The 11,449-nt window shown below is 59.1% G+C and carries 13 protein-coding genes; 9 read left to right on the top strand and 4 right to left on the bottom strand.

Features of this window, described 5'->3' with window-relative positions; genetic code table 11:
- The first annotated feature begins 25 nt into the window (after positions 1 to 25).
- Entirely contained in the window at positions 26 to 1,198 is a 1,173-nt protein-coding gene (locus tag GOW98_RS04855; protein ID WP_170330218.1) for a cytochrome P450, read from the top strand.
- 6 nt (positions 1,199 to 1,204) lie between these two features.
- On the opposite strand, the gene GOW98_RS04850 is transcribed toward GOW98_RS04855, so the two are convergent.
- Positions 1,205 to 1,684, bottom strand: coding sequence for an Lrp/AsnC family transcriptional regulator (locus GOW98_RS04850; RefSeq protein ID WP_170329947.1), 480 nt, complete (start codon positions 1,682 to 1,684; stop codon positions 1,205 to 1,207).
- A gap of 141 nt (positions 1,685 to 1,825) precedes the next feature.
- On the opposite strand from GOW98_RS04850, the gene cobA reads away from it, so the two are divergent.
- The 7 genes from cobA to infC all read left to right on the top strand — a co-directional run bounded on the left by cobA (position 1,826) and on the right by infC (position 7,452).
- Positions 1,826 to 2,602: a uroporphyrinogen-III C-methyltransferase gene (gene cobA / locus GOW98_RS04845; RefSeq protein WP_170329946.1), complete on the top strand. Its 777-nt coding sequence runs from the start codon at positions 1,826 to 1,828 to the stop codon at positions 2,600 to 2,602.
- Entirely contained in the window at positions 2,602 to 2,916 is a 315-nt protein-coding gene (locus GOW98_RS04840; protein WP_170329945.1) for a DUF2849 domain-containing protein, read from the top strand. The genes cobA and GOW98_RS04840 overlap by 1 nt, the downstream gene beginning before the upstream one ends.
- 65 nt (positions 2,917 to 2,981) lie before the next feature.
- A complete protein-coding gene (locus GOW98_RS04835) occupies positions 2,982 to 4,646 on the top strand; it encodes a nitrite/sulfite reductase (RefSeq protein WP_170329944.1) in 1,665 nt (554 codons plus the stop codon).
- The gene (locus tag GOW98_RS04830) at positions 4,636 to 5,397 is read left to right on the top strand and encodes a phosphoadenylyl-sulfate reductase (RefSeq protein ID WP_170329943.1); all 762 of its coding nucleotides are present in this window, start codon (positions 4,636 to 4,638) and stop codon (positions 5,395 to 5,397) included. Before GOW98_RS04835 ends, GOW98_RS04830 begins: the two co-directional genes overlap by 11 nt.
- Positions 5,394 to 5,801, top strand: coding sequence for a DUF934 domain-containing protein (locus GOW98_RS04825; protein ID WP_170329942.1), 408 nt, complete (start codon positions 5,394 to 5,396; stop codon positions 5,799 to 5,801). Before GOW98_RS04830 ends, GOW98_RS04825 begins: the two co-directional genes overlap by 4 nt.
- A gap of 109 nt (positions 5,802 to 5,910) precedes the next feature.
- Entirely contained in the window at positions 5,911 to 6,744 is an 834-nt protein-coding gene (locus tag GOW98_RS04820) for a ferredoxin--NADP reductase (protein ID WP_170330217.1), read from the top strand.
- Positions 6,745 to 6,861: 117 nt separating this feature from the next.
- Complete coding sequence (infC, locus tag GOW98_RS04815) at positions 6,862 to 7,452, top strand: translation initiation factor IF-3 (protein WP_437436849.1); 591 nt, start codon at positions 6,862 to 6,864, stop codon at positions 7,450 to 7,452.
- Positions 7,453 to 7,511: 59 nt separating this feature from the next.
- On the opposite strand, the gene GOW98_RS04810 is transcribed toward infC, so the two are convergent.
- Positions 7,512 to 8,828, bottom strand: a complete 1,317-nt coding sequence (locus GOW98_RS04810) for an aspartate aminotransferase family protein (RefSeq protein WP_170329941.1) — start codon at positions 8,826 to 8,828, stop codon at positions 7,512 to 7,514.
- Positions 8,825 to 9,604 carry a 3-keto-5-aminohexanoate cleavage protein gene (locus tag GOW98_RS04805; protein WP_254437904.1) on the bottom strand — a complete coding sequence of 260 codons (780 nt, stop codon included), beginning with the start codon at positions 9,602 to 9,604 and terminating at the stop codon, positions 8,825 to 8,827. Before GOW98_RS04805 ends, GOW98_RS04810 begins: the two co-directional genes overlap by 4 nt.
- 87 nt (positions 9,605 to 9,691) lie before the next feature.
- Between GOW98_RS04805 and GOW98_RS04800 the strand changes: the two genes are divergently transcribed.
- Positions 9,692 to 10,591, top strand: a complete 900-nt coding sequence (locus tag GOW98_RS04800; protein WP_170329939.1) for a MurR/RpiR family transcriptional regulator — start codon at positions 9,692 to 9,694, stop codon at positions 10,589 to 10,591.
- A gap of 43 nt (positions 10,592 to 10,634) precedes the next feature.
- Here GOW98_RS04800 and GOW98_RS04795 read toward each other — a convergent pair whose 3' ends face one another.
- Positions 10,635 to 11,426, bottom strand: a complete 792-nt coding sequence (locus GOW98_RS04795) for an FAD binding domain-containing protein (protein ID WP_170329938.1) — start codon at positions 11,424 to 11,426, stop codon at positions 10,635 to 10,637.
- Between the last annotated feature and the right edge of the window lie 23 nt (positions 11,427 to 11,449).

Genomic DNA, 11,449 nt, shown 5'->3' with positions numbered 1-11,449 from the left:
GCGCCACATGGCAAGTCTGCCGCGCATGAAGACACTGACCCAATCCCCGCTCGATCAGGATTTCGTGCAAAACCCCTATCCGTTTTATGACAGGGCAAGAGCCGAAGGAGATTTTGTTTTCTGGGACGAGTACGACAAGGTCGCAGCGGTTTCGCACAGGGCCGTCCAGACACTTTTGAAAGACCGTCGTTTTGGCCGCGAAGCACCCGCCGAACTGAAAAGCCTCGGCCCTGCGCACCTGAAGGCATGGCTGGTCACCGAAGAAAACTCATTGCTTGAAGTCGAACCGCCGCGGCACACACGCATTCGGTCCCTTGTCGTACGGGCTTTCACATCGCGGGCAATCACCGCTCTGGAACCGTTCATTCATGACCTCAGCCACAGGCTGATCGACAGTTTCCCCGACGCACCGTTTGATCTGCTTAACGCCTATTGCACGCAGGTTCCGGTCAAAACTATCTGCCGCCTTCTGGGCGTGCTCGAGGACATGTCGCCCGATCTGTTGCACTGGTCGCACGCGATGGTCGCAATGTATCAAGCCGGTCGCACACGCCAGACCGAAGACGCGGCAGAGGCCGCTGCGAAGGACTTCACTGCCTTTCTCGACGACTACATCCGGCAACGCCGCTCTGATCCGCGCGACGATCTGATCACCCGCCTGATCGCCGCAGAAGAAGACGGCGAGAAACTGACGCATGACGAGCTAATCGCCACCTGCATTCTAGTGCTGAACGCAGGGCACGAGGCAACGGTTCACTCCCTTGGCAATGGGGTTAAAACAGTGCTGCAACTGGGGCTTGATCCGACAGGATATGCACCGGACAAACTGGTGGAAGAAATCCTACGCTACGATCCACCACTGCACATGTTCATGCGCTACGCCTATGAACAGGCCGAGCTGTTCGGCCACACCTTCAAACGTGGTGATGAGGTTGCGCTGTTGTTGGGGGCTGCAAACCGAGACCCCTCGGTCTGGGCCGAACCAGACCGTTTTGATCCGACCCGCCCGATCGTAACCAACGCCAGTTTCGGCGGCGGGCTGCATTTCTGCGTCGGCGCCCCATTGGCGCGGCTGGAGATGCGGATTGCGCTGAGGATCCTGCTCGACCGCTGCCCGGATCTGCGTCTGACGGCGGACCCGGAATACTCAAACACCTATCACTTCCACGGGCTGACCCGGCTGATGGTTCAGGCCTGACTGGCCTCAGCTTTCGATCAGCGCGTTCAGGGGCAGCATGGTGGTGGACTTGATCTCCTCCATCGACAGCAGCGCTGTCACGTTGTGGACACGCACCTCGGAAATCAGGGTCTGATAAAATTCGTCATAGGCCCGCGCGTTTTTTACCCGCACCTTGAGGATATAGTCGATGTCGCCCGCCAATCGGTGTGCCTCTTGCACTTCAGGGCGATCGCGCAGAGCTTTGAGGAACCTGCGCTGCCAGTCGGCCTCATGCTCAGAGGTGCGGATCAGAACAAAGAAGGTCGCCTCGAATCCCAGCGCTTCGGCGTCCAGTAAAACGGTCTGCTGGCCGATGACTCCGGCCCCTTTCAGCTTGCGAATGCGATTCCAGACCGGGGTCTTGGAACTGCCAACACGGGCTGCTATTTCGTCCAGCGATTGGCTGGCGTCGCGCTGTAGCTCGACCAGAATTTTCCGATCCGTGTCATCAATCCGCACCGACATTCCATTTTTCCCTTCGTTTCAAAACTCACGTCCCGTTTAGGGTCATCTACGGAACGTTTGTTCTTATTTAAGCACCCATATGGCGCAATACCGGGAATATTTCCTATATTGCAGGTCAAGTCAAACCAAGCGGAACGGAACATGCAAGCAACGCAATCACATGATGGCACAGGGCACGTCGACTTTGTCGGCGCGGGTCCGGGCGATCCGGAATTGCTGACGCTCAAGGCGCTGAATGCCTTTGAGCGTGCTGATGTTGTGCTGCATGATCGCCTGATCAGCGCCGATGTGCTGGAGCTGGCGGGCAAGTCCGCCGTTCTGGTCGATGTTGGCAAGGCAGGCTTTGGTCCCTCGTGGAAGCAAGAAGACATTGACGCGCTGCTGGTCGACTACGCTGTGAAAGGCCACCACGTCGTGCGCTTGAAATCCGGCGACCCGACCGTGTTTGGTCGTCTGGACGAAGAGATCGAAGCGGTCGAGGCCGCAGGCATCTCCTGGCAGATCGTTCCGGGCATCACCGCGGCATCGGCTGCGGTTGCAGGGATCGGTCAAAGCCTGACCCGCCGGGGTCGGAATTCCTCGGTTCGGTTCCTGACCGGCCACGACATGAAAGGGTTTGCAGATCACGACTGGACTGCGCTAGCACGCCCCGGTTCTGTCGCAGCGATCTATATGGGCAAGAAATCCGCCCGTTTCATTCAGGGCCGCCTGATCATGCACGGTGCCGACCGCGAAACACCGGTGACGCTGGTAGAAAACGCTTCGCGCCCCGATCAACGCGTTCTGGCCACCAATCTGGACCAATTGCCCACCGATTTGAACGCCGCCGAAATGGACGGCCCCACACTGACCTTTTACGGCCTCGCCCCGCGCCAAGCGGCTAAGGCCCTGACCGAATTCAAGAAGGAGCACGCCTGATGGCCCGCGCTTTTACCCCTAAAGTGGTCACCGCCAACGACCTGTTGGAAGGCGACGTTATCTACCAAACCGAAGACGACCGCTGGTCGCGCGAACTGGCCGACGCCGAATTGATCACAGACGAAGCGCACGCGCAGGTTCGCCTGCTGGACGCTTCACGCCAGGCCAGCAAGATCGTCGGTGCTTATCTAGCCGATGCCGTCGCAGGCGACAACGGCCCCGAACCCACCCATTTCCGCGAGGAGTTCCGCCGCACCGGACCCTCGAACTATGCCCATGGCAAGCAGGAAACAGCAACGCAGCCCCGGGCCTGACCCTCGGCCCTCTCTCTCCCCTTCATGGCCCCAAGGTTCGGGGCTGCAATCAAGGACAGCTAATCATGTATCGCTACTCCGAGTTCGACACAGCATTTTTGGCAGAACGTAACGCGCAGTTCCGCGCGCAGGTAGAGCGCCGTATTGACGGCTCGCTGACCGAAGACGAATTCAAACCCCTGCGCCTGATGAACGGCCTGTATCTGCAGTTGCACGCATACATGCTGCGTGTCGCCATCCCCTATGGCACGCTGAACAGCGCGCAGATGCGCCAGTTGGCACTGCTGGCTGAAAAGTGGGACAAGGGTTATGGCCACTTCACCACCCGTCAGAACATCCAATACAACTGGCCGAAACTGAACGACGTGCCGGATATGCTGGACGCGCTGGCCGAGGTTGGGATGCACGCCATTCAGACTTCGGGCAATACCATCCGCAACGTGACCGCCGACCATTTCGCCGGTGCCGCCGCAGATGAGGTCGCCGATCCGCGCCCCTATGCCGAACTGCTGCGCCAGTGGTCCACAGACCACCCCGAATTCCAGTTCATGCCGCGTAAATTCAAGATCGCCATCACGGGGTCCGAGAACGACCGTGCCGTGATCAAGGCGCATGACATCGGCCTCCAACTGGTCGAACGTGACGGCGTTCTGGGCGCCCGCGTCATCGTGGGCGGCGGTCTGGGTCGTACCCCGATGATCGGCAAAGAGCTGTCCGAATTCGTCGCCTTTGACGACTTGCTGGCTTATCTGGAAGCCACCGTTTCCGTGTGGAACCAGATCGGTCGTCGCGACAACAAATACAAAGCGCGTATCAAGATCACCGTCCACGAGAACGGCATCGACACCATCCGCGCCAAGGTCAACGAGCGCTTCCTGCAGGTTCGCCCGCAGTTCAAGGGCGCCGACATGAACCTGCTGGAAGAGATCAAGGGCCACTTTGCTGCCCCAGTCTTCCGCGAAGGTTCGGTTGCGTCGTTCGAAAGCGCCTACACCAACGATCCGGTTTTCCGGTCGTGGGTCGACACCAACATCGCACCGCACAAGAATGCGGACCACGCGATCGTCACGATTTCGATCAAGAAACACGGCGCAACGCCAGGTGATGCGACTGCCGAGCAGATGCGCGTGATGGCCGATCTGGCAGAAGAGTTCGCCTATGACGAGCTTCGCATTAGCCATGAGCAGAACGTGATCCTGCCGCATGTCCACAAGTCGGACCTGCCTGCGATCCACGCGAAGCTGAAGGAATACGAACTGGCTACCGCTAATATCGGCCTGATCAGCGATATCATCGCTTGTCCCGGCATGGATTACTGCGCGCTGGCCACGGCCCGTTCGATCCCGGTTGCTCAGGAAATCGCGACCCGGTTCGAAGACCTGAAGCTCGAGCATGATATCGGTCACCTGAAGATCAAGATCTCGGGTTGCATCAACGCATGTGGTCACCACCACGTGGGTCATATCGGCATCCTGGGTCTGGATCGTGCAGGCGTTGAGAACTACCAGATCACTTTGGGTGGTGACGGTACCGAGAACGCGGCCATTGGCGACCGCACCGGTCCGGGCTTTGCCTATGACGAAATCGTGCCCGCCGTGGAACGCATCGTCGACACGTATCTGGAACAACGCGAAAGCAGCGAGGAAACATTCCTGCAGACCTATCGTCGGGTGGGCATGGCGCCGTTCAAGGCGGCCCTCTACCCCGAGGCGCAGGCCAATGCCGCTTGACCTGATCCAGACGGAACTGGGTAAGGATCGCGCTGAATTGACCGAAACGGTCAACGCGCTGAACGCCCGGTTCCGCCACCACTCTGCGCATGATGTGATGCACGGCGCCATTGAAGAGATCGACGAGCTTGCTCTGGTCTCAAGCTTTGGTGCGGAATCAGTGGTATTGCTGCATATGGCAGCGGTGGTCGATAAGATGACCCCGGTGCTGTTTGTAGACACGCAGATGCTGTTCACCGAAACGCTGGAGTACCAGCAGGAGGTGAGCGAGCGTCTGGGCCTGAAAAACGTCCACGTCATCCGCGCCGAGGATGAGGACGTGCAGCGCGACGACCCTTATGGCGCATTGCGCCTGCGGGATATGGATGCGTGCTGTAACCTGCGCAAGACCTTCCCGCTGCAAAAAGCTTTGGCGGGGTACGATGGCTGGATCACCGGACGCAAACGGTTCCAGTCGGGCAGTCGCGCTGCGCTCGATTTCTTTGAGGTCGAGGACGGCACAGGCCGGATCAAGGTCAACCCGCTGGCTCATTGGGCGCCCGAGGACGTGCGCGCCTATATGGATGAAAATAACCTGCCCCGGCATCCGCTGGTGGCCAAAGGATACCCCTCGATCGGCTGTGCGCCCTGCACCTCGCCGGTCAAAGAGGGTGAAGACCCTCGCGCCGGACGCTGGCGCGATCAGAACAAAGAAGAATGCGGCATCCATTTTGTCGATGGCAAGATGGTGCGCGCCGGAGAGAAAACATGAACGTAATCGTATCGGATACGGGGTTTGCCCCCGATGACTGGACCGACGGCTTTGTCACGCTGGAAGACGCGGCCAATGATGTGGTCGCGCTGGATGTGGCCTCGGACGCTGACCCGGATGAACTGATTGAGCGGTTGGGCAGCGCGCAGATGGTGCGCGTGGACTTCCCGTCTTCGGCGGACGGTCGCGGCTTTACCATCGCCCGCGTTCTGCGCCTGAAAGGCTTTACCGGCCGCCTGCGCGCCAAAGGGCACGTGCTGGCCGACCAATACGCCATGGCCCGCCGCAGCGGCTTTGACGAGGTCGAGATCGACGACGCCTTGGCCGCCCGTCAGCCCGAAGATCAGTGGCTGGCCCGCGCCAACTGGAAAGACCACAGCTATCAGGCCCGCCTGCGCGGTTAAGACCGCCATTGCCAGCCTGAAAAAAGGACGTGGGGGCAACTGCCCCCTTTTCCTGACTTGGATCAAAGATTAAACGGAGATGTCGGTTTACCTCACCGACTGTGAAACGATGACAGAGATGAAGCCCGTGACCGAAGCTACCGCCGTGAAGGCCCCCGTTCTGCCGGACGCGCAGACCGTTCAAGAAGTGAAACATTGGACCGACAGCCTGTTCTCGTTCAAGGTGTCGCGCCCTGCCTCGCTACGCTTCCGCTCGGGCGAGTTCGTGATGATCGGCCTGTTGGGCGACAACGGCAAACCGCTGCTGCGCGCCTATTCGATTGCCTCGCCGTCGTGGGACGAAGAGCTAGAGTTCTACTCGATCAAGGTGCAGGACGGCCCACTGACTTCGAAACTTCAGCATATCAAACCGGGTGATCAAATCATCCTGCGGCCCAAACCCGTCGGCACACTGGTCCATGACGCCCTGCTGCCCGGTAAGCGTCTTTGGTTCTTTGCAACCGGCACCGGCTTTGCACCTTTCGCCTCACTACTGCGCGAGCCGCAGACCTATGAGGACTATGACGAGGTCATCATCACCCACACCTGCCGCGAAGTGGCGGAACTGGAATATGGCCGTCAGCTGATCGAAAGCATTCGTCAGGACGAAATGCTCGCCGAACTGATCGGTGAAGGATTTGCCGACAAGATTCGCTACTACCCCACGACAACACGGGAAGAGAGCCCCAAGATGGGCCGCATCACCAACCTGCTGAAAGACGGTACCGTGTTTGCCGATCTGGGCATCGAGGGCGGCATCCAGCCGGACACCGACCGTGCCATGGTGTGTGGTTCGCTGGCCTTCAACCTGGACATCAAGGCCATCCTGGAAGAGTTCGGCCTGCGCGAAGGCGCCAATTCCGAGCCCAAGGAATTCGTGATCGAAAAGGCCTTTGTCGGCTGATCCAATCGCGCGGGCCTCTGGAATAACCGTGGCCCGCGCATAAACCTGCTGTTAAACCTGATTTATTGAGCCCTTTCGGCAAGGTTGGCGCTTGAATCAAGACGCGCAGCAGTCTAAATTCCGGGCTCGAAATTCTGCAATTATCAAAGGAATGAACCCATAGCCCGCAGACCTCACAACGCGCCGCCGCAACGAGATACTGGCCCGCGCGTCAATGAAAAGATCCGTGCCCCCGAAATTCGCCTGATTGGCGCTGATGGTGACAACGTCGGGGTGGTTCATCCCGCCAAAGCTATGCAACTTGCAGCCGATGCCGGCCTTGACCTGGTTGAGATTTCGCCCAACGCGAACCCGCCGGTCTGCAAGATCATGGACTTCGGCAAGTTCAAGTACGAACAGCAGAAACGCGAAAGCGAAGCCCGCAAGAAACAAAAAGTCATCGAGGTGAAAGAGGTCAAGTTCCGGCCCAACACTGACACCCATGACTATGACGTCAAGATGAAGAACGTCTTCAAGTTTCTGGAAAAGGGCGACAAGGTCAAAGTCACTCTGCGATTCCGTGGTCGTGAAATGGCGCACCAGAATCTGGGCCGTGAGCTGCTGGAACGCGTGGCCGAGGACATCAAGGAGCTGGGCAAGGTCGAAAACATGCCTAAGATGGAAGGCCGCCAGATGATTATGATGATCGGCCCTCTGCCGCAAAAATAAGGTCTTAATCGACCAGAAATTCAAAGCCCCCTCATTTGAGGGGGCTTTTTTATAGGCTATCAGATCACCGCGCACATTGCCTTGCTCAGCTTGCCAACCAACTCGTCAATCTGCGCCTCTTCGACAATGAACGGCGGCGCCAGCAGGATGTGATCGCCCAATCGACCGTCGCGGGTGCCGGACATCGGGTAACAGATCAACCCTTCGGCCAGGGCGGCTTTCTTGATCTTCCCCGCCACACCGAGCGCCGGGTCGAACGGCGTTTTGGTGTCGCGATCTGCGACCAATTCAATGCCCCGGAACAAGCCGCGACCCCGAATATCCCCGACATTGGGGTGTTGTCCCAATGCAGCCTCAAGCGCCGATTGCAGCTCCTCACCCATGACACCCGCCCTTGCGGGCAAATCACGCTCGGTCAACTCACGCACAACGGCCAGTGCCGCAGCCGTTGCGACCGGATGACCAATGTAAGTATGACCGTGCTGAAAGAACCCGGACCCGTCGCGGATGGCCTCGTATATTCTGCCCGTGCAAATCATCGCACCAATCGGTTGGTAACCGGCCCCCAACCCTTTGGCGATGCACAGGATATCCGGCGCCACTCCATCGTGATCACAGGCGAACAGGTGCCCCGTCCGGCCCATACCGCACATCACCTCATCCAGAATTAGCAGCACGCCATACTGGTCACAGATTTCTCGGATGCGTTTGAAATACCCCTCGACGGCAGGTACCGCGCCCAGAGTCGCCCCGACGACCGGTTCGGCCATGAAAGCCATCACGGTCTCGGGCCCCAACCGCAGGATTTCGGCCTCCAACTCGTTGGCGACGCGCTGACCGTAGTCATGGCTGCTCTCGTTCTCCGGCTTTTCCGCGTATTCATAGCAAGGCGCGATATGGGTCATATCAATCAGCATCGGCGCGAATTGCGCCCGTCGCCATGCGTTCCCTCCGGCTGACAAGGCGCCCAAAGTGTTGCCGTGATAGCTTTGCCGTCGGGCAATCACATGCCGCCGCTCGGGCTGACCGATCTCCAGATAATACTGCCGCGCCAGTTTGATCGCCGCCTCGGTCGCCTCGGACCCGCCCGAGACGAAATACACCCGATCCAGATCGCCCGGCGCCTGTTCAACCAACAAATCCGCCAGAGCTTCAGCCGGTTCAGAGGTCATGAAACCGGTATGTGCGAAGGCGATCTTCTCTACCTGCTCCTGCACGGCCCGGATCACCGCCGGATCGGAGTGGCCCAGACAGGACACCGCAGCGTCACCGCAATCCAGATACCGGCAACCCTGCGTATCAATCAGATAGCACCCGTCGCCTCCTGCGGCGATGGGTAGATCCGATTTCGTGTGGCGTGGGAATACGTGACTCATTCGACTGCCCCTTCCAACATGGCAATAAGCGCCGTCACCGACGCGGCATTGTCTTTCCAAAGGTTTCCGTTCTGATCGGTCAGGCTGTTTTCAAAGCCCACCCGAACGTCTCCGCCCCGCCGGGCTGCGTGCACCAAACAGGCATGTTCTTGCGCACCAAAGGCGCAAACCATCCAGGGCGATGTACCTGTCGGAAACTGATCCAAATCCTTCGGCGAGGATTGCTGACCGGACGAATACCGCCCCAGAACCAGAATGCGATCCACTTGACCATCCCGCACTATGCCGACCTTTTGCCACTGCGCCAACAGCGCGGCGTCATCAGCGTCGTACAAGATATGCTGCACCCGCGTTTCCTGCTCGGCGCACAGCTCATACACACGCGGCGCAAGTTCGGGCGCCCGTGCGATTTCTCGTACTGACACCGAGGCCCAACTCGGCCGCACTTGTTCCAGACATGTCAATTGGGCAGGCACATCGAACAGGCCCGCCGCCTCGGTCGTGATCTGAACATCCATCCCCGGAACGGACCGGCGCAGTTCGGTCATCGTTTCTAGGTATTGACCGGCGTCCAGAGAATGCTGCCCCTGCTTGTCGCGAATATGCAAATGCAGCCCTTGCGCCCCAGCCTCAAAACAGGCGCGCGCAGTGTCCACGATTTGATCAATCGAGACTGGCAATTCCGGGTGATCCGACCGCCCTCGCCGCGCACCATTCGGCGCGACCAGCACATAGGGGCGACGGGAAGTTTCAGTTTTTATTCGCGTGTCTGACATGCTCATACCTCGGGTAACATTTGCCATCTAATCCAGTGCGTGTCGTTTTTTACTTGTTAATTTCATAACATTTGTTTTTCTTTTCGGATGGAAAACACACCAAACCAGATCACCGATCGGCTACGTCAGGACATCGAGCGGATGCCATCGGCCCTGCAAGCCGCTGCCAAGTACGTCATCGACCATCCCGGAGATTTCGGGCTGGACCCGATCCGCACTACGGCGACCAGAATCGGCGTCAGTTCGAATGTTCTGGTCCGCTTGGCGCATCGCATGGGTTTTGACAGTTTCGAAGCTTTCCGCACCCCTTTCCGCAACGCCTTGGTCACTGACCGCGAAGGCGAACTGGGGCAGGACTGGCTGACCACCATGCAAACCGAGGACGCCTTCAGCAACGCCCAGGCCAAACTTGCCCAGAACGAACAAAACGTAGTCGCTCGATCCTTGCGTCTGATGAAGCCCGAAAAGACGCGCGAGGCCGTCCGGCACATCACGACATCCCGCAGGTGTTTCGTTACAGCGACGCGCGCAAGCTACGCGCTGGCTTATTACTTTTCCTATACGGGTCGAATGGCGCACCCGGGCATACAACTGGTGCCACGCCATATCGGGTCCGCCGCCGACGACCTGTTGGATGCTGACCAAAACGATTGTCTCGTCGCTATCACCGTCCACCCCTATTCGGCGGACACCATTCAGTCGATGCGGTTTGCAAAACAACAAGGTCTGCGCCTGATCCTGATCTCGGACAGCAACGTGATCGCCCCTGGGGTCGAGCCCGACATCGCCTTCACCGTCAGCACCCGCGCTCTGTACCCGTTTTCCTGCTTCACCGGAGCGATGGCTGTTCTGGAATGCCTGCTGGGTCACCTCTTCGATGCCGGAGGAGACGCGGCGCGGCAGCGGATCGAGGCCTATGAAAAAGCGCGCGAGGACACTGGGGCCTACTGGCAACCCGCCAAACCCCCAAGACTGCGCCGCACATAAAAAGCCCCGGCCTTTCACCGGGGCTTTGCTCATTCACTGCGTCTTACATGCAGGCTTCGACGGCTCGTTTGGTCATGACGCCGACCAGATGCGAACGGTATTCCTTGCTACCATGCAGATCGGCGATCATGTTGGCCGGGTTGATACGCAAATCCATCAGTGCATCAGCACGGAATTCTTTGTTGAGCGCCTCTTCCGCCTCGGACCAACGGAACACGCCATCCTCGCTTGCCCCGGTGACAGCAACTCGCACACCGTCGGCAAAACGGGCCACGTAGACGCCTACCAAAGCAAACCGCGAGGCCGGTTGCAGAAACTTCTGGTAGCTTGCCGCCTGTGGTACCGGAAACCGAACCGAGGTGACGATCTCACCCTCGTCCAAAGCGGTCGAGAACATCCCGTCAAAGAAATCGTCCGCCGCGATCTGCCGCGCATTGGTGACGACGGTCGCACCCGATCCCAACACTGCAGCCGGATAACAGGCCGCCGGATCGTTATTGGCAATCGACCCGCCAATGGTGCCGCGATTGCGCACCGCCGGATCACCGATCTGACCCGCCAACGCCGCAAGGGCGGGATAGCTGCCCGCGGCTTCGGACGCGACCGAGGCATGAGTGGTCGCCCCGCCAACGGCTACCGAGCCGTCATCTTCGACGCAAACGCCCTGCATCTCTGCAATCCCGCTTACTGACACCAGCTTGGACGGTGCCGCCAGTCGCTGTTTCAACGTTGGGATCAGGGTCTGCCCGCCCCCCAACGCCTGAGCATCCTCGCTCCCCAATGCGGCAACCGCATCAGCAATAGTCGAGGGCTTCTCAAATTCGAAATTGTACATTTCGTCTTCCTTTCCGAAAGGCA

Origin of the sequence: Ruegeria arenilitoris (assembly GCF_013032445.1) — a bacterium.
Classification (GTDB): Bacteria; Pseudomonadota; Alphaproteobacteria; order Rhodobacterales; family Rhodobacteraceae; genus Ruegeria; species Ruegeria arenilitoris_F.
Note: the sequence above shows the minus strand (reverse complement) of the source record. Positions and strands in the feature narration are given on the sequence as shown.

Bases quoted from the DNA above. Each gene is read 5' to 3' on its own strand.
- GOW98_RS04820 (WP_170330217.1), top strand. From the start codon at position 5,911: ATGACAGAGATGAAGCCCGTGACCGAAGCTACCGCCGTGAAGGCCCCC.
- GOW98_RS04850 (WP_170329947.1), bottom strand. From the start codon at position 1,684: ATGTCGGTGCGGATTGATGACACGGATCGGAAAATTCTGGTCGAGCTA.
- GOW98_RS04805 (WP_254437904.1), bottom strand. From the start codon at position 9,604: ATGTCAGACACGCGAATAAAAACTGAAACTTCCCGTCGCCCCTATGTG.
- GOW98_RS04825 (WP_170329942.1), top strand. From the start codon at position 5,394: ATGAACGTAATCGTATCGGATACGGGGTTTGCCCCCGATGACTGGACC.
- cobA (WP_170329946.1), top strand. From the start codon at position 1,826: ATGCAAGCAACGCAATCACATGATGGCACAGGGCACGTCGACTTTGTC.
- GOW98_RS04795 (WP_170329938.1), bottom strand. From the start codon at position 11,426: ATGTACAATTTCGAATTTGAGAAGCCCTCGACTATTGCTGATGCGGTT.
- GOW98_RS04800 (WP_170329939.1), top strand. From the start codon at position 9,692: ATGGAAAACACACCAAACCAGATCACCGATCGGCTACGTCAGGACATC.
- GOW98_RS04840 (WP_170329945.1), top strand. From the start codon at position 2,602: ATGGCCCGCGCTTTTACCCCTAAAGTGGTCACCGCCAACGACCTGTTG.
- GOW98_RS04835 (WP_170329944.1), top strand. From the start codon at position 2,982: ATGTATCGCTACTCCGAGTTCGACACAGCATTTTTGGCAGAACGTAAC.
- GOW98_RS04855 (WP_170330218.1), top strand. From the start codon at position 26: ATGAAGACACTGACCCAATCCCCGCTCGATCAGGATTTCGTGCAAAAC.
- GOW98_RS04830 (WP_170329943.1), top strand. From the start codon at position 4,636: ATGCCGCTTGACCTGATCCAGACGGAACTGGGTAAGGATCGCGCTGAA.
- GOW98_RS04810 (WP_170329941.1), bottom strand. From the start codon at position 8,828: ATGAGTCACGTATTCCCACGCCACACGAAATCGGATCTACCCATCGCC.